This window comes from Salipiger sp. 1_MG-2023 (genome assembly GCF_030547555.1).
GTDB lineage: Bacteria > Pseudomonadota > Alphaproteobacteria > Rhodobacterales > Rhodobacteraceae > Salipiger.
In genome coordinates this window covers 132,935-157,210 of the sequence record NZ_JAUOQN010000003.1, presented here as the reverse complement: position 1 = coordinate 157,210, position 24,276 = coordinate 132,935, and the positions used below count along the sequence as shown (strand labels likewise).

At 64.4% G+C, this 24,276-nt stretch carries 27 protein-coding genes; 14 read left to right on the top strand and 13 right to left on the bottom strand.

Annotation, left to right across the window (positions count from 1 at the left end; translation table 11 throughout):
* Position 1: 1 nt before the first annotated feature.
* Positions 2-703, bottom strand: coding sequence for a response regulator transcription factor (locus Q4543_RS03065; RefSeq protein ID WP_216003476.1), 702 nt, complete (start codon positions 701-703; stop codon positions 2-4).
* 353 nt (positions 704-1,056) lie between these two features.
* Here Q4543_RS03065 and Q4543_RS03060 point away from each other — a divergent pair, with 353 nt between their 5' ends.
* From Q4543_RS03060 to Q4543_RS03030, 7 genes are all read left to right on the top strand, one after another.
* Complete coding sequence (locus Q4543_RS03060; RefSeq protein WP_303436284.1) at positions 1,057-2,655, top strand: phosphoenolpyruvate carboxykinase; 1,599 nt, start codon at positions 1,057-1,059, stop codon at positions 2,653-2,655.
* 109 nt (positions 2,656-2,764) lie between these two features.
* A complete protein-coding gene (locus Q4543_RS03055) occupies positions 2,765-3,298 on the top strand; it encodes a DUF3859 domain-containing protein (RefSeq protein ID WP_303436282.1) in 534 nt (177 codons plus the stop codon).
* A 238-nt stretch (positions 3,299-3,536) separates the two neighbouring features.
* On the top strand, positions 3,537-4,037 hold the full coding sequence (locus Q4543_RS03050) for a YbjN domain-containing protein (protein ID WP_216003473.1): 501 nt from the start codon (positions 3,537-3,539) through the stop codon (positions 4,035-4,037).
* A 67-nt stretch (positions 4,038-4,104) separates the two neighbouring features.
* On the top strand, positions 4,105-5,532 hold the full coding sequence (locus tag Q4543_RS03045; RefSeq protein ID WP_303436281.1) for a tannase/feruloyl esterase family alpha/beta hydrolase: 1,428 nt from the start codon (positions 4,105-4,107) through the stop codon (positions 5,530-5,532).
* A 95-nt stretch (positions 5,533-5,627) separates the two neighbouring features.
* Positions 5,628-6,443, top strand: coding sequence for a pyrroline-5-carboxylate reductase (proC, locus tag Q4543_RS03040; RefSeq protein WP_216003471.1), 816 nt, complete (start codon positions 5,628-5,630; stop codon positions 6,441-6,443).
* On the top strand, positions 6,436-6,774 hold the full coding sequence (locus Q4543_RS03035) for a tRNA-binding protein (protein ID WP_303436280.1): 339 nt from the start codon (positions 6,436-6,438) through the stop codon (positions 6,772-6,774). The genes proC and Q4543_RS03035 overlap by 8 nt, the downstream gene beginning before the upstream one ends.
* Entirely contained in the window at positions 6,771-7,727 is a 957-nt protein-coding gene (locus Q4543_RS03030) for a D-glycerate dehydrogenase (protein WP_303436279.1), read from the top strand. The genes Q4543_RS03035 and Q4543_RS03030 overlap by 4 nt, the downstream gene beginning before the upstream one ends.
* Here the strand turns inward: Q4543_RS03030 and Q4543_RS03025 are convergent.
* From Q4543_RS03025 to Q4543_RS02985, 9 genes are all read right to left on the bottom strand, one after another.
* Positions 7,724-7,936: a Trm112 family protein gene (locus tag Q4543_RS03025; protein WP_216003468.1), complete on the bottom strand. Its 213-nt coding sequence runs from the start codon at positions 7,934-7,936 to the stop codon at positions 7,724-7,726. The genes Q4543_RS03030 and Q4543_RS03025 overlap by 4 nt on opposite strands.
* A complete protein-coding gene (locus Q4543_RS03020; RefSeq protein ID WP_303436278.1) occupies positions 7,933-8,580 on the bottom strand; it encodes an LON peptidase substrate-binding domain-containing protein in 648 nt (215 codons plus the stop codon). The genes Q4543_RS03025 and Q4543_RS03020 overlap by 4 nt, the downstream gene beginning before the upstream one ends.
* Before the next feature lie 27 nt (positions 8,581-8,607).
* On the bottom strand, positions 8,608-9,522 hold the full coding sequence (gene trxA / locus Q4543_RS03015; protein WP_303436277.1) for a thioredoxin: 915 nt from the start codon (positions 9,520-9,522) through the stop codon (positions 8,608-8,610).
* A 72-nt stretch (positions 9,523-9,594) separates the two neighbouring features.
* Positions 9,595-10,275 carry an endonuclease/exonuclease/phosphatase family protein gene (locus Q4543_RS03010; protein ID WP_303436276.1) on the bottom strand — a complete coding sequence of 227 codons (681 nt, stop codon included), beginning with the start codon at positions 10,273-10,275 and terminating at the stop codon, positions 9,595-9,597.
* Between the two features lie 8 nt (positions 10,276-10,283).
* The gene (cls, locus tag Q4543_RS03005) at positions 10,284-11,702 is read right to left on the bottom strand and encodes a cardiolipin synthase (RefSeq protein WP_303436275.1); all 1,419 of its coding nucleotides are present in this window, start codon (positions 11,700-11,702) and stop codon (positions 10,284-10,286) included.
* 154 nt (positions 11,703-11,856) lie between these two features.
* Positions 11,857-12,645 carry an exodeoxyribonuclease III gene (locus tag Q4543_RS03000; RefSeq protein ID WP_303436274.1) on the bottom strand — a complete coding sequence of 263 codons (789 nt, stop codon included), beginning with the start codon at positions 12,643-12,645 and terminating at the stop codon, positions 11,857-11,859.
* Between the two features lie 54 nt (positions 12,646-12,699).
* A complete protein-coding gene (locus tag Q4543_RS02995; RefSeq protein WP_303436273.1) occupies positions 12,700-13,599 on the bottom strand; it encodes a DMT family transporter in 900 nt (299 codons plus the stop codon).
* Positions 13,600-13,883: 284 nt separating this feature from the next.
* The gene (locus Q4543_RS02990; RefSeq protein WP_303436272.1) at positions 13,884-14,543 is read right to left on the bottom strand and encodes an anti-sigma factor; all 660 of its coding nucleotides are present in this window, start codon (positions 14,541-14,543) and stop codon (positions 13,884-13,886) included.
* Positions 14,543-15,097 (bottom strand): sigma-70 family RNA polymerase sigma factor, encoded by a 555-nt coding sequence (locus Q4543_RS02985; RefSeq protein ID WP_303436270.1) that lies wholly within the window; start codon positions 15,095-15,097, stop codon positions 14,543-14,545. The genes Q4543_RS02990 and Q4543_RS02985 overlap by 1 nt, the downstream gene beginning before the upstream one ends.
* A 95-nt stretch (positions 15,098-15,192) precedes the next feature.
* Between Q4543_RS02985 and Q4543_RS02980 the strand changes: the two genes are divergently transcribed.
* The 5 genes from Q4543_RS02980 to Q4543_RS02960 are packed head-to-tail and all read left to right on the top strand — an operon-like array spanning position 15,193 to position 19,872.
* Entirely contained in the window at positions 15,193-16,497 is a 1,305-nt protein-coding gene (locus Q4543_RS02980; protein ID WP_303436269.1) for an NAD(P)/FAD-dependent oxidoreductase, read from the top strand.
* Positions 16,494-17,282: a DUF1365 domain-containing protein gene (locus Q4543_RS02975; RefSeq protein WP_303436267.1), complete on the top strand. Its 789-nt coding sequence runs from the start codon at positions 16,494-16,496 to the stop codon at positions 17,280-17,282. The genes Q4543_RS02980 and Q4543_RS02975 overlap by 4 nt, the downstream gene beginning before the upstream one ends.
* A complete protein-coding gene (locus tag Q4543_RS02970; protein ID WP_303436266.1) occupies positions 17,275-18,447 on the top strand; it encodes a cyclopropane-fatty-acyl-phospholipid synthase family protein in 1,173 nt (390 codons plus the stop codon). Before Q4543_RS02975 ends, Q4543_RS02970 begins: the two co-directional genes overlap by 8 nt.
* Positions 18,440-19,174 (top strand): SDR family oxidoreductase, encoded by a 735-nt coding sequence (locus tag Q4543_RS02965; RefSeq protein ID WP_303436265.1) that lies wholly within the window; start codon positions 18,440-18,442, stop codon positions 19,172-19,174. Before Q4543_RS02970 ends, Q4543_RS02965 begins: the two co-directional genes overlap by 8 nt.
* Positions 19,171-19,872 carry a hypothetical protein gene (locus Q4543_RS02960; RefSeq protein WP_303436264.1) on the top strand — a complete coding sequence of 234 codons (702 nt, stop codon included), beginning with the start codon at positions 19,171-19,173 and terminating at the stop codon, positions 19,870-19,872. Before Q4543_RS02965 ends, Q4543_RS02960 begins: the two co-directional genes overlap by 4 nt.
* Here the strand turns inward: Q4543_RS02960 and Q4543_RS02955 are convergent.
* Positions 19,863-20,264 (bottom strand): DUF2177 family protein, encoded by a 402-nt coding sequence (locus Q4543_RS02955; RefSeq protein ID WP_303436263.1) that lies wholly within the window; start codon positions 20,262-20,264, stop codon positions 19,863-19,865. The two genes, Q4543_RS02960 and Q4543_RS02955, sit on opposite strands and share 10 nt — an antisense overlap.
* Positions 20,265-20,356: 92 nt before the next feature.
* Here Q4543_RS02955 and Q4543_RS02950 point away from each other — a divergent pair, with 92 nt between their 5' ends.
* On the top strand, positions 20,357-20,500 hold the full coding sequence (locus Q4543_RS02950) for a DUF2256 domain-containing protein (protein WP_303436262.1): 144 nt from the start codon (positions 20,357-20,359) through the stop codon (positions 20,498-20,500).
* Positions 20,497-22,011 carry a cryptochrome/photolyase family protein gene (locus tag Q4543_RS02945; RefSeq protein ID WP_303436261.1) on the top strand — a complete coding sequence of 505 codons (1,515 nt, stop codon included), beginning with the start codon at positions 20,497-20,499 and terminating at the stop codon, positions 22,009-22,011. Before Q4543_RS02950 ends, Q4543_RS02945 begins: the two co-directional genes overlap by 4 nt.
* A 6-nt stretch (positions 22,012-22,017) precedes the next feature.
* On the opposite strand, the gene Q4543_RS02940 is transcribed toward Q4543_RS02945, so the two are convergent.
* Positions 22,018-23,199 (bottom strand): RimK family alpha-L-glutamate ligase, encoded by a 1,182-nt coding sequence (locus Q4543_RS02940; protein WP_303436260.1) that lies wholly within the window; start codon positions 23,197-23,199, stop codon positions 22,018-22,020.
* Between the two features lie 99 nt (positions 23,200-23,298).
* Positions 23,299-24,261 carry an acetyl-CoA carboxylase carboxyltransferase subunit alpha gene (locus Q4543_RS02935; protein WP_303436259.1) on the bottom strand — a complete coding sequence of 321 codons (963 nt, stop codon included), beginning with the start codon at positions 24,259-24,261 and terminating at the stop codon, positions 23,299-23,301.
* Positions 24,262-24,276 lie beyond the last annotated feature (15 nt).

Sequence of the window (24,276 nt, the reverse complement as noted above, 5' to 3'; positions counted from 1 at the left end):
GTCACTCTTCGTTGTAGCGGTAACCGATTCCGTAAAGGGTTTCGATTGCGGAAAACTCGGCATCCACGGTGCGCATCTTCTTGCGCAGGCGCTTGATGTGGCTGTCGATGGTGCGGTCGTCGACATAGACCTGATCGTCATAGGCTACGTCCATCAGCTGATCGCGGGATTTCACGAAGCCGGGGCGCTGCGCCAGCGCCTGAAGCAGCAGGAATTCCGTCACGGTCAGCGACACGTCGCCGCCTTTCCAGCTGACCGCGTGGCGCAGCGGATCCATGGTCAGCGAGCCGCGTGTCATCAGCTTGGTCTCCTCGGTGTCGCCCACGACGTCACCGGCCACCGCTTCCTGACGGCGCAGCAGCGCACGGATGCGTTCGACCAGAAGCCGCTGGCTGAACGGTTTCTTGACGTAATCATCCGCGCCCATGCGCAGGCCGAGCACCTCGTCGATCTCGTCATCCTTCGAGGTCAGGAAGATCACCGGCATCTTGGATTTCTGTCGCACCCGCTGAAGCAGGTCCATGCCATCCATGCGGGGCATCTTGATGTCGAAGACTGCCATGTCCGGCATCTGCTTGCTGAACGCGTCGAGCGCGGCCTGCCCGTCATTGTAGGTTTCGACTTCGAATCCCTCTGCTTCCAGAGTCATCGACACGGACGTCAGGATATTCCTGTCATCGTCCACGAGCGCAATTTTTGACATTGGCTACTTCCTTTAACTGCTCATCACGCCTGATTTTTCTCGCACTATGCGGTGCTTGCGGGCCTTCGACAATATTTAACAGCGAATCAGGCAGGGGTCGGTCTGTATCTCAGCCGAAATTCCCCAATAAATGACTAAAATGTCTCAGAGCGGCTGTCTCTGGTAGCGAAGGCGCGAAATTGCTAACGCTAAACGAAACTTGATTGCGCTAACTTTGACCTGTGTCCTATTCCCTGCCGTTTTCAGCGTGCTAAAGCGGTCTGGCCGGTGGTGGAGGCCGCTGGTGGACGGTGGCTCATTGCCGTTCTGAACAACAGACTGCGGCGCTCGCCGCGGCTACAGGAGCTTGGCAGATGACATTTGGACGGGTGAACCCGGCATTCCGGCTGGAAGATCAAGGGATCGAAGGGCTGGGCAATGTCTACTACAACCTTACCGAGCCGGCGCTGATCGAGGCCGCCCTCAAGAAGGGCGAGGGGACTCTCGGCAAGGGCGGCGCGTTCTACGTCACCACCGGCAAGTACACCGGCCGGTCGCCGCAGGACAAACACGTGGTCAAAAGCCCGTCGACGGTCGACAACATCTGGTGGGAAAACAATCGGGAAATGTCGGAAGAGGGGTTCGACAACCTGTACGCCGATATGCTCGAGCACATGAAGGGCAAGGACTACTACGTTCAGGATCTGGTCGGCGGCGCCGATCCGGCCTATTCGATCAAGGTCCGCATGGTGACCGAACTGGCATGGCACGGGCTGTTCATCCGCCACATGCTGCGCCGCCCCGACCGGGACGCGCTGGATGATTTCCTTGCCGAATACACCATCGTCAACTGCCCGACGTTCAAGGCGGATCCCGAAAAGCACAATTGCCGCACCGATACGGTGATCGCGCTGAACCTCGACAAGAAGATGGTTCTGATCGGCGGCACCGAATACGCTGGCGAGAACAAGAAATCCGTGTTCACGCTGCTGAATTACATCCTGCCGCTCAAGGGCATCATGGCGATGCATTGCTCGGCCAACCACGCGCCCAACAACCCGGTCGACACTGCCGTGTTCTTTGGCCTGTCGGGCACTGGCAAGACCACTCTGTCGGCCGATCCCGAGCGCGTGCTGATCGGCGATGACGAACATGGCTGGTCGGATCGCGGCACCTTCAATTTCGAAGGCGGCTGCTATGCCAAGACCATCAGCCTGTCGCCCAAGGCCGAGCCGGAAATCTATGCCACCACGTCGAAATTCGGCACCGTGATCGAGAACATGATCTTCGATCCGGAGACCTTCGAGCTCGATTTCGAGGATGACAGCTTGACGGCCAACATGCGCTGTGCCTATCCGCTGGAGTATATCTCCAACGCGTCCGCGACGGCGCTTGGCGGGCATCCCAAGAACATCATCATGCTGACCTGCGATGCCTTCGGCGTGCTGCCACCGATCGCGCGGCTGACCCCGGCGCAGGCGATGTACCACTTCCTGTCGGGCTTCACCTCCAAGGTGGCGGGCACCGAGCGCGGCGTCACCGAGCCTCAGCCGACCTTCTCGACCTGCTTCGGCGCGCCCTTCATGCCGCTGCGCCCCGAGGTCTACGGCAACCTGCTGCGCGACAAGATCGCCAAGCATGGCGCGACCTGCTGGCTGGTCAACACCGGCTGGACCGGTGGTGCCTATGGCACCGGCCACCGTATGCCGATCAAGGCCACCCGCGCGCTGTTGCATTCGGCGCTGAACGGCTCGCTGTCGAAGGTAGAGTTCCGCAAGGACCCGAACTTTGGCTTCGAAGTGCCGGTCGACGTGGAAGGCGTGCCCGAGCTGCTGCTCGACCCGCGCCGCACCTGGTCCGACAAGGGTGCCTTCGATGCGCAGGCCGCGAAGCTGGTGAAGATGTTCGCTGACAACTTCGAGCAATACGTGCCCTACATCGATGAAGACGTGAAGGCTGCCGCAATCGGCTGAACCTCCCCGGCTTGAAACGATCGGAAACGCCCGCCCGACAAGGCGGGCGTTTTCCTTTTTGGCCCGGGTGCGCTAAGGCTGCAGCGTAGCCCGTGCCCCGGAGGTGCCCATGTTCGCCCGTGCTTGTTTGCTCATGTTTGTCGCCGCGCCCGCATTGGCCGCCCCGGCCGGCTCTTATGCCAATGATCCCGTGGTGTTGATCGACTATGGGGTGATCTGCCAGGTCACCTCGAACGGCAGCCGCCCCGCGCCCGAGACCCTGATGGGCGAGATCAACCTGATCGACCAGACCCGCGATATGGATCTGACCACGCGCGTTGTGCCCGCCAAGGCTGGCATCAGCTTTGGCGTCAAGTTCGCTGGCGCGCCGGGGGCAGGGGGGCAGCCCGTGACCGTGGTGGTCGAGCACCCGCCGATGGGCGAGGCTGGCATCACCCGCGAAAGCTGGGCGGCCGAGCTGACCGAGGGCAGCAGCCTCAACCTCTTCACCTTCGAATTTCCCTACGAGATGGTCCCCGGCGACTGGTCGATGTTGCTCGAGGCGGATGGCACCCGCCTGATGGAGCAGCATTTCGAAGTGGTGAGCGAGCTTGCAGCGCCTGCGGTGCTGTCGGTCTGTTACGGACAGGATTTTCTGTCCTAGTTGTGTTCACGTCCCGTTCGCTATATGTTTTCCACATATCCACAGGCGGCTCTTGCGTAGAATCACGAGGCATCCACAACTTATTGCGTTGTCCACAAATATTTCGCTTTACAGCAATAGGGCCACACAGGCACGATATGTGGTAAGGAGTTGGTAACCAATCCCAGCCCCTAGAGCAGCAAGCAAGCCATGGGGCGCTGCCACGTCCATGGCGGCAAGAGAACAAAAGAGGTGGCGCATGGCACTGTCCGAAGACTACCTGGGTGATGAACTTCATCCCATCGACATCGTCGAGACCCTCGCCGAATACCATGACTGGGATTTCGACCGCGTGGCCGAAGACCAGATCGCCATGGCGGTCGAAGGTCAGTGGCGCACCTATTCCATCACCCTCGCATGGTCGCCCTTTGACGAGACGCTGCGGATGATCTGTTCTTTCGAAATGGAACCGCCGCAGCAGGCGATGCCGGTTCTGTACGAAGGGCTGAACCTTGCCAACGATCAATGCTGGGCCGGGGCATTCAGCTATTGGGCCGAGCCAAAGCTGATGGTCTACCGCTACGGCCTCGTGCTGTCGGGCGGGCAGGTCGCCAGCCCCGATCAGATCGACACGATGATCAGCACGGCTGTGACCGCATCGGAACGCTATTACCCGGCGTTCCAGCTGATCTGCTGGGCTGGCAAATCCGCCCCCGAGGCGATCAAGATCGCCATTGCCGAAGCCTACGGGCGGGCCTGATCTGCGGGCTGGACCGCTCGCCTGAATGGTGAAAAGCTCCTCTCTGAGGCAACTCTGGGAGGAGACCATGAACTATCTGACATCCGCTGTGGTGCTGGTGCTGGCAAGTGCAGCCCCGGCGCTGGCGCAGCAAGGCGATAGCGCTTGCACCGGGCTGCGCGATACGGTGATTGACGGCGCGCAGATTGGCTCGGCGCGGGTGATGCCAGCGCAGGGCGCCGCGCCCGCCTATTGCGAGATCCGCGCCACCGCCCGCCCCGCCATTTCCATCGAGATCCGCCTGCCGATGACCGGCTGGAACGGCGGCTATTACCAGGCCGGCTGCGGCGGCTTCTGTGGCATACTGGGTCGTGCCGATGCGGGCGCGTCCTGGGTCAACGCCATGCGCCCGGGGCTGGAGCGCGGCTACGCCACCGCCACCTCTGACAGCGGTCACCTTGGCCTGTCGGTCACCGATGGCAGCTGGGCGATGGGCGATCCGGGGGCGGAACGCGACTGGGGCTGGCGCTCGATCGGCGAGACGCACCGCGTCGCGCAGGCGCTGATCGGTGCCTTCTACGACGGCACGGCAGAACGGGCGATCTTTCAGGGTTGTTCCACCGGCGGACGCATGGCGCAGGTCGCGGCGCAGCGTTATCCCGAGATGTTCGACGGCATCATCTCGGGTGCGCCCGCGATGGATTACACCGGGCTTGTTGGGGTCAAGATGCCGATGTTGATACAGGCCAACACCGACGCCGATGGCAATCAGATCCTCGGGCCGGGCGAGGCCACGCTGATCGGCGATGCGGTGATGGCACAATGCGACGACGTCGACGGCGCGACGGACGGGCTGATCGCCGACCCGCGTGCCTGCAAGATCGACCTCTCGGCGCTCGCCTGTACCGGCGATGACAGCGCGGAATGCCTGTCGGGCACCGAGATGGCCACCTTGGCGAAATGGCGCGAGGGACCGCGCAGCGCCGACGGCACCCAGCTTTACCCCGGCGGCATCCCCGAAGGATCGGAGCCGTTCTGGTGGCTCTGGCTCACCGGCAACGGGCAGGGCGGTGGCCAGCTGGTCAACGCCTTCGCAGGCGATTTCGGGCGCTACATGGCCTATCCGCTCGACCCCGGCCCGGACTGGACGCCGCTTGATTTCGATTCAGAAACCGATCCGGCGCGGATGGCGGCGCTGGCCGAGGTCTATAACGGCGACAATCCAGACCTGTCGGCGTTTCGCGACGCGGGCGGCAAGATGATCGTCTGGCACGGCTGGGCGGACAGCATCGTCACGCCCTATAAGACGGTGGACTGGTACGAAAAGGCCGCCGCGCAGGCGGGCGGCGAGGCGGCGCTGAAAGACACGGTTGCGCTGTTCATGCTGCCGGGGCTTGATCATTGCGGCATCCTGCCGGGGCCGGGCGGCATCAATGCCGATGCGCTCGATCCGATGACCCCGCTCGAGGCGTGGCTTGACGGCGGCGCGGCCCCGATGTCGATCATGGCCGAGTGAAACGCCGGCGAGGCCGCGCCCATGCATGGCCTCGCCGCTTGCAACCCGGCGCCCTCCGCGACAGATTGGCCGCGAACATCAGGAGACGTGACGACATGAAAGACGGAGAGATCGCACGCAGGGGGCTCGTGCTTCTCGGATGCGGCAAGATGGGCTCGGCGATGCTTGAGGGCTGGCTGGCGCGCGGGCTTCCCGCGTCTTCTGTGTTCGTGAACGAGCCGTACCCGTCGGACTGGCTCAAGGCGCAGCGCGTGGTGCTGAACAAGGATCTGCCGCAGGATCCCGCCATCGTGCTGATCGCGGTCAAGCCGCAGATGATGGCCGAGGCGCTGCCCTCGCTGATCCCCTATGGCAACGGCACGACGCTGTTCCTGTCGGTGGCCGCCGGGGTGACCATCGCCAATTACGAAAAATCGCTGGGCGAGGAAACGCCGGTGATCCGCGCCATGCCCAACACCCCCGCCGCCGTGGGGCAGGGCATCACCGCGATCATCGGCAACGCCAGCGCCAGCGCCGCCCAGATGGATCAGGCCGAAGAGCTGCTCAGCGCGGTTGGCGAGGTTGTGCGGCTTGAGGACGAGGCGCAGATGGACGCGGTGACCGGGGTCAGCGGCTCTGGCCCGGCCTATGTGTTCCACATGATCGAATGCCTCGCCGCGGCTGGGGAGGCCGAAGGGCTGGCCCCCGAACTGGCCTTGCAATTGGCGCGGGCAACCGTTGCCGGGGCCGGGGCGCTTGCCATGCAATCGGGCATTGCGCCGGGCGAGCTGCGCAGGAATGTAACGTCGCCCAACGGCACGACGCAGGCCGGGCTCGAGGTCTTGATGAACGACGACAGCGGCCTGCCGCCGCTGGTTCGGGCCACGGTGGCGGCTGCGGCAAACCGCTCGCGGGAGCTTGCAAATGGCTGAGATCACCTACGACGATTTTGCCAAGGTCGAGATCCGCGTCGGTCGGGTGATCCGGGCCGAACCCTTCCCCGAGGCGCGCAAACCGGCGATCAAGCTCTGGATCGATTTCGGCCCCGAGATCGGCGAAAAGAAATCCTCGGCGCAGATCACTGCGCATTACACGCCCGAAGCGCTGGCCGGGCGGCAGGTCATGGCGGTGACCAATTTCCCGGCTCGTCAGATCGGGCCGTTCATGTCGGAATGCCTTGTGCTGGGGGTCATGGATGACGCGGGCGCCGTGGTGCTGGCCAGCCCCGAACAGGAGGTCCCGCTTGGGGCGCGGCTGCATTGAACCCTCGCATCCTGATCGGGCGCAACCTGCCCGCTAGCGTCGTGGCACAGGCGCGCAGCCTGTTCGACGTCGAGTATCGCGATCGCCCCGATCCGCTTGATGCGGGTGAACTTCGCGCCGCGCTGACCGACTACGACGGCGCGCTGGTGACGCTGGGGGACAGGTTCGATGCCAAGGTCTTTGCCGATGCCGGCGTGCCGCGGGCAAAGATCCTTGCGAATTTCGGCATGGGGTTCAACCATATCGACACAGAGATCGCCCGCAGCGTCGGCATCACCGTGACCAACACCCCCGGCGCGGTGACCGACGCTACCGCCGACATCGCCCTGACGCTGATGCTGATGAGCTGCCGTCGCGCCGCCGAGGGCGAGCGCCTCGTGCGCTCCGGGCAATGGCAGGGCTGGCACCCGGTGCAAATGCTGGGTCTGCACATGTCGGGCAAGACCGTCGGCATTCTCGGGATGGGTCGCATCGGTCAGGCCATCGCGAAACGCTGCCATTTCGGGTTCGGGATGCAGGTCTTTTACACCTCGCGCAGCGAAAAGACGCTCGATTTTCCGGCGGTCTATTGCGCCGATGCGGTGGCGCTTGCGGCAGAGGTCGATGTGCTGGTGGTGTCGCTGGCGGCCAGCCCCGCGACCCATCACGCCGTCAGTGCCGAGGTCATCGGGGCGATGAAACCCACCGCCTATCTGGTGAACGTCGCGCGGGGCGACATCGTTGACGAGGCGGCGCTGACCGGGGCACTGAAATCGCAGCGCATCGCCGGAGCGGGGTTGGATGTGTACGAAAACGAACCCGAGGTGCCCGAGGCGCTGCGCGCCTTGGACAACGTGACCCTGCTGCCGCACCTTGGCACCTCGGCGCTGGAAGTGCGCGAAGACATGGGCCGCATGGCGGTGGAAAACCTGCGCGCCTTCTTTGCGGGCGAGCCGGTGCCGAACCCGGTCTAGTCTTCGATCCTGCGGGCCTCGTCGATCAGCATCAGGGGGATCCCGCCCTGAATCGGATAGGCAAGGCCCGCGCCCCGGCTGATCAGCTCGGAGCGCGCGGCACTGTATTCCAGCGTGTCCTGAGTCACCGGGCAGACCAGAATTTCAAGCATCCGGCGGTCGAATTCCACTGGGCGCTCGGGGCGCTCGGTCGGCTGGGTGTCGGTCATTGCAGCTTGTCCTCTGTGCCACCGCCCCGCAGGGCGAATTCGATCAATGTCACCAGCGTCTCGCGGCGCGTGCTGAGTGAGGGCGCCTCCAGCAGCGCCTGCTTGTCTTCGGGGGCAAGGTCGAGCAGCATCGACAGCGAATTCACCAGCAGCTCGTCATCGGCATCCTTGAGAGAGCCCCAGTCGGCATCCAGCCCGCGCAGGTGAAAGAAGCGATCCAGCGTCGCAAGAAACGCATCCCGGTCGAACCCGGCATCATGTTCGGTGCCGGCCTTGTCCCGCTCGAACCCATCCCAGTTGACCTTGCAGCGGCGATAGGGGCTGAAGCCATCGATCTCTTCAAGAATGCGGAACCGCGACAGACCGTAGAGCGTGACCATGTAGCGCCCGTCTTCGGTTTCCGAAAACTGGGTGACGCGCCCGGCGCAGCCAATGCGGTGCAGCCCGGTGCCGCCGTCTTTCTCGGCCATCTTGTCCGGCTGGATCATGCCGATCAGCCGGGTATCGGTCTTGAGCACATCGTCGAGCATCGCGAGGTATCGCGGCTCGAAGATATGCAGGGGCAGCCGGGCGCGCGGCAGCAGCAGCGCACCGGGCAGGGGGAAAACCGGGATGATATCCGGCAGATCAAATCGTCTGGACATGAGATGCCAGCTAGCTCGCGCCGCGCGTCAGGCAAATATCATCGAGCTGAGTTTGCGCCGACCGTTCAGCACCACCGGATCGTTCGGTTTCAGCGCATCGAAAATGGTGAAAAGCTGGGTCTTGGCAGCGCCGTCGTTCCACTCGCGCTCGCGGCGGAAGATTTCGAGCAGCTGTTCCACCGCGCCCTGCGCATCGCCCTTGGCATACAGCGCCTGAGCAAGGTCGAACCGGGCCTGATGGTTGGCCGGGTCGGCCTCGACCGCGGCGCTCAGTTCGGCGACGGGGCCGGCGTTTGCGGCCTGCTTTGCCAGTTCAAGCATGGCATGTGCGGCGTCAAGCTCGGGGGCCTTGCTGATCTCGACAGGGGCGCCGTTGAGGATCGCCTCGGCCTGATCGAGATCCTCCATCTCGATATGCGCCCGCACGAAACCGGCATAGGCGCGCGCGTTCACCGGATCTTCTTCGAGGATCGCGGCAAAGGTCTGCGCCGCATCGGTTGCCGCGCCCTGATCGAGCATTTCCTCGGCGGCCTCGACGGCGGCATCAAGCCCGCCAGAGGCATCGCCGCCTGACGCTTCGATCACCCGCGCGACAAAGGCCTTCAGCTCGCTTTCGGGGACCGCGCCCTGAAATGCGTCGATCGGCTGGCCCTTGTAAAAGGCATAGACTGTGGGAATCGACTGGATGCGCAGCTGCGAGGCGATCATCTGGCTTTCGTCGACATTGACCTTGGCCATGACGACGGCGCCCTTGGCTTCGGTCACGGCCTTTTCCAGCGCCGGTCCCAGCGTCTTGCACGGGCCACACCACGGTGCCCAGAAATCGACGATGACCGGCACCTGCTGGCTGCGGTCGACGACCTCGGCCATGAAATCGGCCTCGGTCACGTCCTTGATCAGGTCCTGTGCAGGCGCTGTTGCCTGTCCACCAAGTTCGAGCATATCACATTCCTCCGCTGCTGGCGGTCATATCCGAATGACAGATGGCGCATGAGCGGCTGGGTTGCAAGGGTGCTAGGCGGCGTCGCGGCGCCGCATCTGGGCCCAGATCGGCAGGTGATCCGACGCAAGGCGGGCGAGATGCCCGGTTTCGACCCCCATCGCATCGACGGCCAGCCCCGCGCCATGGGCAAGCCCGTCCAGCGCGGCGACGGGGCGGCGGGCGTGATAGCTGCGCCCCGGCAGGCACAGGGTGAACACGTTTTCCCACGGCTCGTAGCCGCGCACGTCGGACCATTCGTTGAAATCCCCGGCGATCAGCGCGGTGGGCTCGCACCCCCGGAGATAGTCGCGGATCTTGGTCATCTGAAGCAACCGGTAACGCCGCATCAGCCCCAAATGGGTGCCGACAAGGGTCATGCCGCCGACCTCGACCAGCACCGCGCCGCGTGGCTCCAGCCCCGGAAGGGCAAGCCGCTTGCTGCGCTTGCAGACCAGCCCCTTGCGCAGCAGCACCGCGTTGCCATGCCAGCCGATGCTGACGTCATTCACAGCAAGATCGGCGATCTGATAATCGGTCTCTTGCGAAATCAGGAAGCGGGGCAGCGCGGTGGGGCGGGGGCCGAGCCGCAGATCGGCTTCTTGCAGCAGTGCCACGTCTGCGCCGATGCCGTTCAGAACCGACAGAATGCGTGCCGGATCGCGCCGCCTGTCGGTGCCAAGCGCCTTGCGGATATTGTAACTTACGATCTTCACGCGCCCTCCTAGAGCACCGGTGCCAGCAGTCGCGCCAGCCGCGCCCCGGCCCGCAGCCACAGCGGCTGACCCTCGATCGGGGTTGTCAGTTCTGTTGCGCGGGTGAAATCCGTCTCGAGCATCTGCGCCATCGCGCCCGCGAAGGGCGTGTCGAACACCGTCACCATCGTTTCGAAATTCAGCCGGAACGAGCGGTTGTCGAGGTTCGCCGTCCCGACCCCGGCCAGATGATCATCCACCAGAAACAGTTTCTGATGCATGAATCCGGGCTGATAGCGCAGGATCTTGACCCCGGCCAGCCGCAGCTCGTCGAAATAGGAAAAAGCGGCCAGCCATGTCAGCCAGTGATCGCGCCCCTCGGGCAACAGGATGCGCACGTCGCATCCCCGCAGCGCCGCCGATTTCAGCGTGGCCAGCACCTCGCCATCGGGCACCAGATAGGGCGTGGCGATCCAGACCCGGTCCTGCGCCAATGCGATCGCGGTAACGAAATACAGCGACCCGGTGTCCAGCTCGTCGACCGGCCCCATCGGCACCACCACCACATCGGCGCCGTGCTCTTCGGGTTCGGGCATCCAGAACAGCCGCGTTCCCAGCGCCTCGTTGGTCGCCCAGTGCCAGTCTTCGACGTAAGACAACTGCAGCTGCGCCACGGCGGGGCCTCGCAGATGCAGGTGGGTATCGCGCCACAGCCCGAATTTTTCGTTCAGCCCGCGATAGGTGTCGGACATGTTGAGCCCGCCGGTAAAGCCTTCGATGCCATCCACGATCACCGTCTTGCGGTGATTGCGAAAGTTCAGTTGCAGCCGCGAGGTCGGCCCGGTGGCGCCCTTGGGGTCGACCACCACGATCCCGGCCTCCTTGAGTCGCTTGATGTAGCCTTTGTCCAGTCCGTAGCTGCCGACCCCGTCATAGATCAGCCGCACATCGACGCCGCGCGCCGCGGCGGCGATCAGCCGTTCGGCCAGCGCGGCCCCGGTGCTATCGGCGACCAGCGTGTAATATTGCACGAGCACATAGCTTTGCGCCCGGTCAATGGCATCGTGGATGGCGGCAAAGGTCTCGTCGCCATCGACCAGCAGGCGCAGCTTGTTGCAACCTGTCACCGGCATCTCGGCCAGCCGTTCAAAGGCCTCCTGACCGGGGTGGCGCTCGGCTGGTGCGACCTCGCAGGCGTAGCCGGCGAATTTCTTCATGACCTGATGGCTGATGCGGCGACGTTTCTTGTAGCCGTGCAGCTTGTCATGGCCAAAGAACAGATAGGCCGGGATGGCAAACCATGGCGCGGCCAGCAGAAAGGTCACCCATGCGGCAGAGCCTTGCGGTGTGCGCGCATTGGCCAGCACGCGCCAGATGGCGACGGCCACCGCAAGCGGCAACAGGATGGCCGCGGCAAGAGACCAGAGAATATCCAGATTGGCGAACATGCACAGAGCTTTCCTTGAGGCACCTCTCAACGAGAGGCGGGCGCTTGGGGTTCCGGGTCACGATCTGCGTCTGGGCAGTGTGACAGCCTGAGCGCCGAAGGCCAGTGCTTGCGCAATGCCCTTTGGTCCCTGCAAATGTGCGGCCCTGTGCGCCCTACAGATCGAAGGTCGCGAACACCGGTGCGTGGTCGGAGGGTTTCTCCCAGCCCCGCGCCGCGCGCAGGACGCGGCTGCCATGCGCCGCTGCGGAAATATCCGGCGTTGCCCAGACGTGATCGAGCCGCCGCCCCTTGTCGGCCGCGTCCCAGTCGCGGGCACGATAGGACCACCACGAATACAGCTGCCCCGAAGGGATATCCTGCCGGGTGATATCGACCCACGCCCCGGCGTTCTGTGTTTCGCCCAGTGCCTCGACCTCGATGGGGGTGTGCGAGACAACCTTCAGCAGCGCCTTGTGCGACCAGACGTCATCCTCGCGCGGGGCGATGTTCAGATCGCCGACAAGGATCGCCTTGCGCGGCGCTTCGGCGTGGAACCAGTCGCGCATCTCCGACAGGTAATCCAGCTTCTGCCCGAATTTCTCGTTGACCTCGCGGTCGGCCACGTCGCCCCCGGCGGGCACGTAGAAGTTATGCACCGTCACGCCGTTTTCCAGTTCGGCGGCGACATGGCGGGCATGGCCAAGCCCCGCGAAATCCCGGCTGCCAGCATCGCGCAGGGGCAGTTTCGAAAGGATCGCCACCCCGTTGTAGCCCTTTTGCCCCCGCGCCACGATATGGGCATAGCCAAGCGCCCGGAACGCCTCGAGCGGGATCTTGTCGACCGGGCTCTTGCATTCCTGCAGGCACAGCACATCTGGCGCCTCTTGTTCGAGCAACTGGCAAACCAGCGGTTCGCGCAGGCGGACAGAGTTGATGTTCCATGTGGCGAGGGTGAAGGGCATGGCGGTCTCCTGTGTGGGGGCCGTGATCGCACCCGACGGGCAGGGGTGCAAGCCTCAGAGCGCTAGCACCAGCATCAGGATCGACAGCGTCAGCACCCCGATGCCCGCCAGTTCGCGCCGCGTCACCCGCTCGTGGAAGAACAGCATCGAGGCGGCAAGCGAAAAGATCAGCTCGACCTGACCAAGCGCCTGCACATAGGCGGCGGTCTGCAAGGTGAAGGCGGTGAACCACGAGATACTGCCAAGCATCGAGCTTAGCCCCAGCCACACCGCCACCCGGCGCGCCGACCAGACGGCGGCGATCTGCCCCGGCTCGCGCCAACGAAGCCACAACGCCATGGCGATGACCTGAGACAGCACGACGCAGACATAGGTCACGGCGGCGCGCATCACCGGGTCTTCGGAGCCGATCTGCAACGAGGCCGCGCGATAGCCCACCGACGAGAAGGCAAAGAACAACCCCGAGGCCAGCCCCAGCGCCACCGCCCGACTGGCCATGCGGCGCAGCAGCGATCCCGGCCCCGGCGTATCCGACAGCAGCAGCACGCCGAGCAAACCGATCAGGATCGCGCCCCAGCCTGCCAGCGAAATCGTCTCGTGCAGCAGCACAAGGCCCAGCAGGGCGGTCTGGATCACCTCGGTCTTCTTGAAAGTGATGCCAACCGCGAAATTGCGCTGCTGAAACAGCGCCACGACGCAGATCGTTGCAAGGATCTGCCCCAGCGCGCCAACCCAGGCATAGGCCCAGAACGCCGGGGGCAACTGTGGCCACGGCTGCCCGCTCTGCAGCATCCACGCGCCAAGGAATAGCAGCGCGGGCGGCAGCGCATAGGCAAAGCGCGCAAAGGTCGATCCGGTCGCGCTGAGCGCACCCATGCTGAGCACCTTGTGCAGCATGAAGCGCAAGGTCTGGAAGAAGGCGGCAAAGAGGGTGACGGTGATCCACAGCTCCATATGCGCAGCCTTAGAATCCTTTGCTGGGAAATGACCAGTGCGAATGCACGCAAAAGAAAAGCCGACGCCAAATGGGGATACGTGGCGCCGGCTTCGGTACAAAATGAACTGCTATAGGCGCCCACTCACTTGCGCCGGTAAATAACTCGCTAAAACAACAGAGATCCGGGGGAGATTATGACGGGACATCGCGACCTCCCTCGGATGACGTTTTATAATCTCGCACAAGTTCGCCGACAGGGAAATTCGCAGGATTACCTGCGTAGATTTGCCTATGCCGCCGGTTATATGCGCCGAAGCGGCGCCAGTGCGACCACCGGGCCGGTGGCGCGCCCCTGCGGAGAGCCGCCCGCAGGCTCGTCGGTGATCGCCAGCGTGGCGCCCGCCATCAGCGCGCGCAGATCGTCGGGGATCGGCATGGCCGCGGCGCCAGAGCGCGGCATCACGCCCAGCGACACCGGCGCGGCTTCGCCCGCGATCAGCCACAGTTCGAAATCGCGCCCCTGCTGCGGGGCGTCGCCGCCGACCGAGACGCGCATCTCGCCGCGCTGCTCATCATAAAGCGCCGCAAGTCGCACCTGCCCGTCGCTCGACACAAGATCCGAGATCCATAGCGGCCCTTGCTGGCGTTGCATCGGCGCGCCAAACCACAGCACCGCGCCAAGCAGCAGCGTCGACAGCCCGGCGGCAAAGCCGAACCACGCCCACGCCGGGCGCTTTGGCGGGGCGAACAGGCGGTCTTCCAGCGCCTCCCACGCAAGGGCAGGGGGCGCTTCGGGGGCGATCTCGGCCAGCATCGGATCAAGCCGCAGCTCCCAGCGGGCGATTTCGGCGGCAAAGGCGCTGTCGCTGCGCATCCGTGCCTCGATGGCGCTGCGTTCGGCGCGATCCATCGCGCCCAGCACGTATTCGCCCGCAAGCGCGATATCGTCGTCAGACAGCATCATGCGACCGGCGCGAGGCAATCGCGCAATTGCAAGAGGCCCCGGCGCAGCCATGTGCGCATGGTGTTCAGCGGCACATCATAGCGCTGCGACAAATCAAGATAGGTTTCGCCCTCGACATAGGCGAGGCGGATCGCCTCGGCGCGTTCGGGCACCAGCCGGCCAAGGCAGTCGTCGATGCGCCGCCCGTCGTCGCTGGTGATCGCCTGCGCTTCGGGGCCGGGCGCCGGGTCGGCCAGCTCGCGTGCGGAGTCCAGCCCGTCATAGCGCGCCTTGCGCTGGCGCAGCCGGTCGATGGCGTGATTGCGCGCCACCGCGTTCAGCCATGCCGACGGGTTGCCGACCGTCGTGGCGAAGCGGTCCGCCCCGTGCCAGATCTTGACGAAGATTTCCTGAAGCGCGTCCTCGGCCTCGCGCCGGTCGCGCAGCAGGCGCAGGCAGATGCCGAACAGCTTCGGGGCGCAGGCATCATGCAGCGCACGAAACGCCGCGCGGTCGCGCAGGGCGATGCGCGCCAGCAAATGCGACAGTTCTTCGGGGGGGAGGTTGGGCAAGGCTCTCTGGCTGTTAACAGGGCGCGAAGAAAGCTGAAACTATTTCCGCGCGAATGTCGTCTCTATGACCGTGACCATGGCAGAGCGAGGCAGACGTGACAACCGGGCGTATCAGAACAGCGATCATTGGCAGCGGCATTTCGGGACTGACAAGCGCGTGGTTGCTTGCCCCGCATCAGGACGTGACCATCTTTGAGGCTTCCTCTCGCCCCGGCGGCCATGCCCGCACCCGGCAGGTGGATGGCATCGCCGTCGACACCGGCTTTATCGTGTGCAACCGGCGCACCTATCCGCTGTTCATCCCGCTGCTGGAACATCTGGGGGTCGAGCTGGCGGACAGTGACATGAGCTTTGCCGCCAGCTTTCAGGGCGGCAAGCTGGAATATGGCACCACGAGAGCGCTGGATATGTTCGCGCAAAAGCGCCGCCTGCTTGACCCGGCGCATTGGCGGATGATCCGCGACACGCTGCGGTTCTTCAAGCAGGCGCACGGGTCGGTGCGCAGCGGCGAAAGCATCGGCGCGTTGCTGGCGCGGCTGGGGCTGGGAGACACGTTTCGCGACCGCTTCCTGATGCCGATCTCGGGCGCGATCTGGTCGACCCCCACGCGCGAGATGGCGGATTTCCCTGCCGCCGCCTTCATCGACTTCTTCGAGAACCACGGCCTGCTGAGCGTTGACGATCAGCCGCAATGGCTGACGGTGCGCGGCGGCTCGGCCCGCTATGTCGAGGCCTTGCTGGCCGCCACGGATGCAAAGCTGCGACTGTCCTGCCCGGTGGGATCTGTCCTGCGCGAGGCGGGGGGGCTCACCGTCGCCAGCGCCGCCGGCAAGGAGCGCTTTGACCGGGTGGTGTTTGCGACCCACGCCCCGCAGGCGCTGGCGCTGCTGGCGGGCACCGATGCGCAGGAACGCGACATCCTGTCGGGTTTCCGCACCGAGCCGAACCGCATGGTGCTGCATTCCGACATATCTTTTTTGCCGAAGACCCGTAAAATATGGTCATCTTGGAATTACGTCACCGATGCCGCGCCGGGCCCGTCGGACCGGCCCATCAGTCTGAGCTACTGGATGAACCGCTTGCAGCCGCTGGGAGCCGATAAACCTCTGATCGTGACACTGAACCCGGAGCGCGAGCCGGCGCAGATCCATGACGAGGCGATCCTGTATCACCCGCAGTTCGATGCCGCCAGCGCACAGGCGCAGGCACGGCTACCGCAGATCCAGGGGCGCGGGGGCGTGCATTTCGCCGGCGCATGGACCCGTTACGGCTTTCACGAAGACGGCGTGCTGTCGGCGCTGCGCGTGGCGCAGGACATGGGGCTTGACTGGCCGCTCGGCCCCGACCCATGGGCCGAAGAGCGCATCGCGCCCGCCCCGGTTCTGGAGGCCGCGGAATGACCGACCTGTGGAACGGCGCGCTGATCGACGGGCGCATCTGGCACGCCCGCTCCGGCGACATCCGCCGCGAATTTCGTTACAAGGCCCAGTATCTTGCGCTGCCATTGCAAGCCTTCGAAGACCAGCGCCTGCCGATCCACCCCGACAGGCGCGGCCTGTGGTCGGTGCGGCGGCGCGATCATGGCCCGCGCGATGGCTCTTCGCTGGTGGCGTTCATCCGCGCCCAACTGGCCCCCATCGGGCTGGCGCAGTGCGACGTCACCCTTGTGACTCTGCCGCGCAGCCCGTTTTACGGCTTCAACCCGGTTAGCTTCTGGCTGGCCCGCGACGCTGCCGGGCTGCGCGCGGTTCTGGCCGAGGTGTCCAACACCTTTGGCGAGCACCATTTCTATTTGTGCCATCACGATGACAACCGCCCCATCGCCCGATCCGACCGGATCACCGGGCGCAAGGTCTTTCATGTCTCGCCGTTTCTGCCGCGCGAGGGGGTCTATGTGTTCCGCTTCGATCCCGGCCCTGACAGGTTCGGGGCCTGGGTCGACTGGATCGGCGAGAACGGCGAGATTCGCCTGAAAACCGCGCTGTCCGGTTCCGCCCGCCCGCTGACGGCCCCGCGCCTGTCGCGCGCCGCATGGAGGCACGCCTTTCAGTCGCAAAGAGTGATGGCGTTGATCCTCTGGCAGGCCGCAAAGCTTGTCCTGCGCGGGGTCCAAATTAGATCAAAACCTGCGCAGCTGACAGAGCGTCGCTCGGAGGCCACGGAGGAGGTGGAACGCAATGTTTGAACGCAAGATGAAAAGCAAGCTTCTGGGCTGTCTCGAAAAGGTCCGCTACGGGCGGCTTGCCCTGACCTTGCCGGATGGCATCACCCATGTCTTCGAAGGCCCCGAGCCGGGTCCGCAGGCAGAAATGATCGTCAATGACTGGCGCGCGGTGATCGCCACCGCCGCCAAGGGCGACATCGGCCTGACCGAAGCCTACCGCGACGGCTGGTGCGACAGCCCCGACCTTGCGGCCTTCCTTGCCTTCGGGCTGCGCAACGAAGACACCGTCGAGCCGTACCTCTATGGGAACCCGTTGCAATCGCTGGTGATCCGAGCGCTGTACCTGTTCGACGCCAACACCCGGCGCGGATCAAAGCGCAACATTCAGGCGCATTACGATCTTGGCAATGATTTCTACAAGCTCTGGCTTGACGACACGATGACCTATTCCTCGGCGCTCTACGCTCCCGAGGATGCGCAGGCCGCAGATCCGCTGATTTCAGCGCAGCATCGCAAGTATGATCGCATCATCGACGGGCTTGGCGCGCAATCGGGCCGGGTGCTGGAAATCGGCTGTGGCTGGGGCGGCTTTGCCGAGCGCGCGCTGGGGCGCGGCGATTTCGCTCCCAAGGGTCTGACGCTGAGCCATGAACAGGCGGCCTTTGCCAAGGCCCGCCTCGGGCAGGGGGCCGAGATCGCGCTTCAGGATTACCGCGACGAGCGGGGCCGCTACGATCACGTGGTGTCGATCGAGATGTTCGAAGCGGTGGGTGAACGTTACTGGCCGACCTATTTCGGCAAGCTGCGCGAGGTGTTGTCGGACAAGGGCCACGCGATGATCCAGACCATCACCGTGGGTGACAGCTATTTCGATCGCTACCGTCAGGGCGGCGACATGATCCGCAGCTTTGTGTTTCCGGGCGGGATGCTGCCGTCCCCGACGGCGTTCGAGGCGCAGGCGCAGCGCTCTGGCCTGCGGGTCGAGGATGCGCATGCCTTCGGCGCCGATTACGCCACCACCCTGCGCGACTGGCTGCGACGGTTCGAATCGCGGCTGAGCGAGGTCCGGGCGCTGGGCTTTGACGAGGGCTTCATCCGGGTCTGGCGCTTTTATCTTGCGGCCTGCATCGCCGCATTCGATGCCGGGCGCACCAATGTCTATCAATACCGGCTGTCCCATGCCTGAGGCAGAACGCATATGGATCGTCGGCGCATCGACCGGCATCGGTGCGCAGCTGGTGCGGGCCTATGCCCGGCGCGGGGCACGGCTGGTGCTGTCGGCGCGTTCCGAGGAACCACTGCAACAGCTCGCTGCGGAAATCGGCGGCGCCGAGGTGGTGACGGTGGATACCGCCGATCAGACCAGCCTTGATGCCGCATCGGCGCAGATCGCGGCGGCGGGCAAGCTGGATCGCGCCATCAGCCTTGCCGCGCTTTACGATCCGGGCAAGGTGCTGGACATCGACCCCGAAGCCGCCGCCAAGCTGGTCACGGTGAACCTGACCGGTGCGTTCCTGTTCGCCCGCACCGCCGAGCCGCTGTTGCGCGATGGCGGCCAGCTGGCGATCACCGCGTCGGTCGCGGGCTATGTCGGGCTGCCGCAGGGGCAGATGTATTCCGCATCGAAAGCGGGCGTCATCAACCTGTGCGAGTCGCTGCGCAACGAGCTGGCGCCGAGGGTCGATGTGCGGATGATCTCTCCGGGGTTTGTCGATACGCGGCTAACGCAAAAGAACAGCTTCCAGATGCCCGGCCTGATGCAGCCCGAAGACGCCGCCGCGCGCATCGTCAAGGGGCTGGACAGGCGCGGATTCGAGGTGCATTTCCCGCGCCGCCTGACCTTGCCGCTGAAACTGCTGCGCCGGCTGCCCTATGCGCTGTCCTTGCCCCTGATGAAACGATTGGTGTCGTGACCCGCCTGCTGGCGCCGCTGACCTTGCTGCTGAGCGCAAGCTTTGCCCTGTCGCCGATGATGAGCGGTGGGTTTGCCGGGTTCCGCTCGACCCAGTTTCCCGTGGTGCAGGCCCATGCCGCCGTGCAGCCGGTGGGCTGGGCGTTTGCGATCTGGGGGCCGGTGTTCCTTGGGCTGCTGCTCAGCGCTGGCTGGGGGCTGCTGAGGCATCAGCTCGACCCGCACTGGCAGGCGATGCGCGCGCCGCTGATCGCCAGTCTCGGGATTGGAACGGTGTGGATCTGGGCGGCGAATTTCCAGCCGCTGCTGGCATCGGTGCTGATCCTGTTCATGGCGGCCTCGGCGATCGAGGCCTTGCTGCGCGCGCCCCGGTCTTGCGTCGCGCTGTGGCCGGTGGCGCTTTATGCCGGATGGGTGACATCGGTCGCCTGCGTCGCGGTGGGTGTGGTGTTGGGCGGCTACGGCGTGCTGGGCTCGCAAGGTGCGGCGCTGCTGTTGCTGTCGGCACTGGGCGGGCTTGCGGCCGTGGTGCTCTGGCAGCGGCCGGGCGGGCTTGCCTTTGCGGGCGGGGTGGCTTGGGCCTACACCGGGGTGATTGTCGCCAACCTTGATCCGCTCAACCCGGCGGTTCTGATGGTCTGCACCGCCGCGCTGTTGCTGCTGGCGGCGGTGCCGGTGGTGCGGCGGGCTCAGCCGTGAATCCAGCGCGTGATCGACACCCCGGCCCAGGCCGAAACGCCGGTCAGCGCCGCGCCCCAGAGGCTATCGGAGATCACCTGAGACCAACTCCAGCCCTTGAGCGTGGCGAGGTTGGTGAATTCGTAGGTGCCATAGCACATCAGCCCCAGCAACGCGCCGCCAATCAGCGCCTGCACCGGGCGGCTTTCGGCCAGCGCCGGAACCGACACGAACCACAGCAGACCGACGATGTAGAACAGGTAGAACGCCGCCGCCGGGCCAAGCCGCAACGGATCGGACATCATCTCGCCGACGTGGCGTTCGAAAATCGGCTTGATGATGGTGCTGATGCCGACCACGTCGATCGCCAGAAAGATCACCAGTGTACTGCCGTAAAGGGTAAGAAGTTGCATGTCGTGCCTCCGTTATCTGGAAAAGAGACGGGCGAGGCGCCGGTAAAGTTGCACCCTGCCGATGATTATTCCCATAGCCTAAGGCGCGCGCCATGAAGATGCGCCGTAAATCCGACCTGCCGGCCAAGATCTGCGCCTGTTGCAACCGCCCCTTTGCATGGCGGCGCAAATGGGCGCGCGACTGGGACAGCGTGCGCTTTTGCTCTGAACGCTGCCGCCGCGAGGCGCGGACATGAGCTGCCTGCGCCTTGTTCTTGGCGATCAGCTGACGCGCGAGCTGTCCAGTCTGCGCGGCTATGAGGACGGCGACGTGGTACTGATGGTCGAGGTCGCGGACGAGACCACCTATGTCCGGCACCACCCGCAGAAGATCGCGCTGATCCTGTCGGCGATGCGGCATTTTGCCGAAGACCTGCGGGAGCGCGGGCTGACGGTGGATTACGTGCGGCTGGACGATGCGCGCAACACCGGCAGCTTTTCCGGGGAACTGGCGCGGGCGGTCAAACGCCATGGCGCAAGCTCGGTTGCCGTGACGGAGCCGGGCGAGTGGCGCGTCTGGGAGATGATGGGCGATTGGGAAAGCGATCTAGATCTGCCGGTCGACATTCTCGAGGACGACCGTTTCTTTTGCTCGCGGTCCGAATTTGCCGGGCTGGTGGACAAGGGCAAGACCGGGCGGATGGAGTATTTCTACCGCGAAATGCGCAAACGCACTGGGCTGTTGATGACCGATGGCGGCCCGGAGGGCGGCGCGTGGAATTTCGACAAGGACAACCGCAAGGCGCTGCCAAAGGATGTTTCGCCGCCGCACCGGATGCGCTTTCGCCCCGATGCGATCACGCAAGAGGTGTTGGAACTGGTGGCGGATCGATTCTCGGACCATTTCGGCGATCTGGATGGGTTTGGCTGGGCGGTTAGCCGCAAAGAGGCGCTGCGGGCCCTGCGCCATTTCATCGCCGAGGCGCTGCCCCGGTTTGGCGATTATCAGGATGCGATGAAGACCGGCGAGGATTTCCTGTTTCACGGGCTGATCTCTCCGTATCTGAACATCGGGCTGCTCACTGCCTCCGAGGTCTGCGACAAAGCCATCGCGGCGTGGGAAAATGGCGATGCGCCGCTGAACGCGGTCGAGGGCTTCGTGCGCCAGATCCTTGGCTGGCGCGAATTCGTGCGCGGCATCTACTGGACGGAAATGCCCGGCTATGCCCAAAGCAACCATCTGAACGCCAAGCGCGATCTGCCCGCGATGTATTGGGGTGCCAAGACCCGGATGCACTGCATGTCGGAATGCATCCGCAGCACGCGGCAGCATGCTTATGCGCATCATATCCAGCGCCTGATGGTGACCGGAAATTTCGCCCTGCTGGCGGGCGTTGCACCAGAGCAGATCGAACGCTGGTATCTCGAAGTCTATGCCGACGCCTTCGAGTGGGTCGAATTGCCCAATGTGCATGGCATGGCGATGCACGCCGATGGCGGGCGGCTAGGCTCGAAACCCTATGCGGCCTCGGGGGCCTATATCGACCGCATGTCGGATTACTGCGGCGAATGCAGCTATTCGCTGAAGCTCAAGACCGGCGAAGATGCCTGCCCGTTCAACTATCTCTACTGGAACTTCCTGATCGAAAACGAGGACAAGCTGGGCAACAACCAGCGCATGAGCCTGATCTATGGCAACCTGCGCCGCAAAAGCGACGAGGACCGCGCCGAGATCGTCCGCTCGGCGCGGGTCTTTCTTGATGGCTAGCCGCGATCAGTCCGCCCTGGCCAGCATGGCGCGAAAGGCGGCAAAGATCCGGCGCATGTGACGCCCCTTGTAGGGAAATGTCTCGGGGCATTCGAGATCATGCACGATGAGCGAATTGTCGGCCTCGAACACCACGAGGTTTCCATGCCGGTCCTCGGCGCAATCGATGCCGAAATACTCCAGTCCGATGCTCTGGCTCAGCGCCGACAGCGCCGCTGCATGTCGCTGCGCGAAATCGCTGTCGAACGTATCGAGAAAGGCGGCTTCCTCGGCGCGCCGACCCGGGTGGTCTTTCATGCCGGCATTGGCGTACCAGACATCCCAGCGATCGGCGATGGCAAGGTGGCAGGGGTAGGGCACACCGTCGATGAACACGATCCGGCATTTGCGAAAGCGCCCGTCCTGCGCCGACGAGCAGTCGACATAGGGGCAAAGATGGAAATCTTGCCCCTCGTGCCGGTCAAGGTAGGATTCCAGCCCCTCGGCGCTGTCGAGTTTTTCCAGACCATGGCCCGCGTGCGATCCGACCGGGCGGATGATAACAGGATAGCCGCCAAGCTGCGCGACGGCGCTTTCGCGCAGTGCACCTTCCAGCGCCTTGCGGCTGGCCTCGATGACCCTTGGCAGCACTAGCCCGGCGGTCTGTGGCACCTGATGCTGAAGCGAGATGCGGTCGATTCGTACCGAGGCATCGAGCAGGTTCAGAACACGCGGCTCTGCCGCGCCAAATGCCCGCCGGATCGCCGCCGAAAACCGCACCGCATCGCGCGAATCCGCCGGGGCGGCGCAGAAGGCGACATCGTGATCGGGCAGCAAAAACGCCTGATCCGCATCCGGGTCGAGATAGCAGGTGATGATCTCGTAATCGGCGCTGGGCACGAGGAATTCGATCGGAGTGTTGCTGCCGATATCGACCGGCAGCGCAAAGACCAGCAGGGTCTTCTTGCCCTTGCGGCCACGATCCGTGCGATACAGCTGACAGGCGCTGATGGCGCGGGCCTGCCATGCAAGGCCCTGTTCAAGATCGCCGTACAACTGGTCGATCACCGACAGGTCCATCAGCGCCCCGGCCTGATCCTGATCTTCGGCGCATTTGCGAAGCAGGTGCGAGCGCAGCGGATGAAGATCGACCCCTTGCAGCGCAAGCGTGGTCAGCTGGGCGATGCCCACTCTGTTCTGAAGTTCCATTCTGGTTCCCTTTCTGGAATGAGAAAGAGGTGCCACAACGCTCTTAAGAACAGGTTGAGCATGCCCGGCGCAAAGGCTTGACGTCGCGCGGCGGCGCGATCAGGCCGCCAGACCCTTTTCGCCCATGCCCAGAAACTTGTCGCGCCGTGCCTTGACGAGGGCTCTGGGCTTCATGTCGTCCATTTCGGTCAACATGGCGGAAATGGCCTTGCCGACCGCTTCGATGGTCGTGGCCCGGTCGCGATGCGCGCCGCCAAGCGGTTCGGGAATCACCCGGTCGGTCACGCCCAGCTTCAGCAGATCCTGCGCCGTCATGCGCAGCGCCTCGGCGGCCTCGCGCATCTTGTCGGAATCCTTCCACAGGATCGACGCGCAGCCCTCGGGCGAAATCACCGAGTAGACGGAATGTTCCAGCATCGCCAGACGGTTCGCCGTGGCAAAGGCAACAGCGCCACCCGATCCGCCTTCGCCGATGATGACCGAAATCAGCGGCACACCGATCTGAAGGCATTTTTCGGTCGATCGCGCGATGGCCTCGGATTGGCCTCGCTCTTCGGCGCCCTTGCCGGGATAGGCCCCGGGCGTGTCGACCAGCGTGATGACCGGCAGGCCGAAACGGTCGGCCATGTCCATCAGACGGATCGCCTTGCGATAGCCCTCGGGGCGGGCCATGCCGAAGTTGCGCGCGATGCGCGATTGGGTGTCGTTGCCCTTTTCATGGCCGATCACCATGACGGGGCGGTCGTTGAACCGGGCGAGGCCGCCCATCACCGCGTGATCGTCGGAAAAACCGCGATCCCCGGCCAGCGGCGTATATTCGGTGAACAGTGCCTCGATGTAGTCCTTGCAATGCGGCCGGTCGGGGTGGCGCGCGACCTGGCATTTGCGCCAAGGGGTCAGCTTTTTATACAGATCCTTGAGCAGGTCGCGGGCCTTGCGGTCAAGCGCCGCGGCCTCGTCTTCGACGTGCATCTCTTCGTTGGCGCGCGCCATGTTGCGCAACTCTTCCGCCTTGCCTTCGATTTCGGCCAGCGGTTTTTCGAAGTCGAGATAATGCGTCATGCCTCGGGAACCCTT

What these genes read in the sequence shown, in the direction of transcription:
- Q4543_RS03065 (WP_216003476.1), bottom strand. Translation starts at nt 703, where the DNA reads ATGTCAAAAATTGCGCTCGTGGACGATGACAGGAATATCCTGACGTCC.
- Q4543_RS03060 (WP_303436284.1), top strand. Translation starts at nt 1,057, where the DNA reads ATGACATTTGGACGGGTGAACCCGGCATTCCGGCTGGAAGATCAAGGG.
- Q4543_RS03055 (WP_303436282.1), top strand. Translation starts at nt 2,765, where the DNA reads ATGTTCGCCCGTGCTTGTTTGCTCATGTTTGTCGCCGCGCCCGCATTG.
- Q4543_RS03050 (WP_216003473.1), top strand. Translation starts at nt 3,537, where the DNA reads ATGGCACTGTCCGAAGACTACCTGGGTGATGAACTTCATCCCATCGAC.
- Q4543_RS03045 (WP_303436281.1), top strand. Translation starts at nt 4,105, where the DNA reads ATGAACTATCTGACATCCGCTGTGGTGCTGGTGCTGGCAAGTGCAGCC.
- proC (WP_216003471.1), top strand. Translation starts at nt 5,628, where the DNA reads ATGAAAGACGGAGAGATCGCACGCAGGGGGCTCGTGCTTCTCGGATGC.
- Q4543_RS03035 (WP_303436280.1), top strand. Translation starts at nt 6,436, where the DNA reads ATGGCTGAGATCACCTACGACGATTTTGCCAAGGTCGAGATCCGCGTC.
- Q4543_RS03025 (WP_216003468.1), bottom strand. Translation starts at nt 7,936, where the DNA reads ATGACCGACACCCAGCCGACCGAGCGCCCCGAGCGCCCAGTGGAATTC.
- Q4543_RS03020 (WP_303436278.1), bottom strand. Translation starts at nt 8,580, where the DNA reads ATGTCCAGACGATTTGATCTGCCGGATATCATCCCGGTTTTCCCCCTG.
- trxA (WP_303436277.1), bottom strand. Translation starts at nt 9,522, where the DNA reads ATGCTCGAACTTGGTGGACAGGCAACAGCGCCTGCACAGGACCTGATC.
- cls (WP_303436275.1), bottom strand. Translation starts at nt 11,702, where the DNA reads ATGTTCGCCAATCTGGATATTCTCTGGTCTCTTGCCGCGGCCATCCTG.
- Q4543_RS03000 (WP_303436274.1), bottom strand. Translation starts at nt 12,645, where the DNA reads ATGCCCTTCACCCTCGCCACATGGAACATCAACTCTGTCCGCCTGCGC.
- Q4543_RS02995 (WP_303436273.1), bottom strand. Translation starts at nt 13,599, where the DNA reads ATGGAGCTGTGGATCACCGTCACCCTCTTTGCCGCCTTCTTCCAGACC.
- Q4543_RS02990 (WP_303436272.1), bottom strand. Translation starts at nt 14,543, where the DNA reads ATGCTGTCTGACGACGATATCGCGCTTGCGGGCGAATACGTGCTGGGC.
- Q4543_RS02975 (WP_303436267.1), top strand. Translation starts at nt 16,494, where the DNA reads ATGACCGACCTGTGGAACGGCGCGCTGATCGACGGGCGCATCTGGCAC.
- Q4543_RS02970 (WP_303436266.1), top strand. Translation starts at nt 17,275, where the DNA reads ATGTTTGAACGCAAGATGAAAAGCAAGCTTCTGGGCTGTCTCGAAAAG.
- Q4543_RS02965 (WP_303436265.1), top strand. Translation starts at nt 18,440, where the DNA reads ATGCCTGAGGCAGAACGCATATGGATCGTCGGCGCATCGACCGGCATC.
- Q4543_RS02955 (WP_303436263.1), bottom strand. Translation starts at nt 20,264, where the DNA reads ATGCAACTTCTTACCCTTTACGGCAGTACACTGGTGATCTTTCTGGCG.
- Q4543_RS02950 (WP_303436262.1), top strand. Translation starts at nt 20,357, where the DNA reads ATGAAGATGCGCCGTAAATCCGACCTGCCGGCCAAGATCTGCGCCTGT.
- Q4543_RS02945 (WP_303436261.1), top strand. Translation starts at nt 20,497, where the DNA reads ATGAGCTGCCTGCGCCTTGTTCTTGGCGATCAGCTGACGCGCGAGCTG.
- Q4543_RS02940 (WP_303436260.1), bottom strand. Translation starts at nt 23,199, where the DNA reads ATGGAACTTCAGAACAGAGTGGGCATCGCCCAGCTGACCACGCTTGCG.
- Q4543_RS02935 (WP_303436259.1), bottom strand. Translation starts at nt 24,261, where the DNA reads ATGACGCATTATCTCGACTTCGAAAAACCGCTGGCCGAAATCGAAGGC.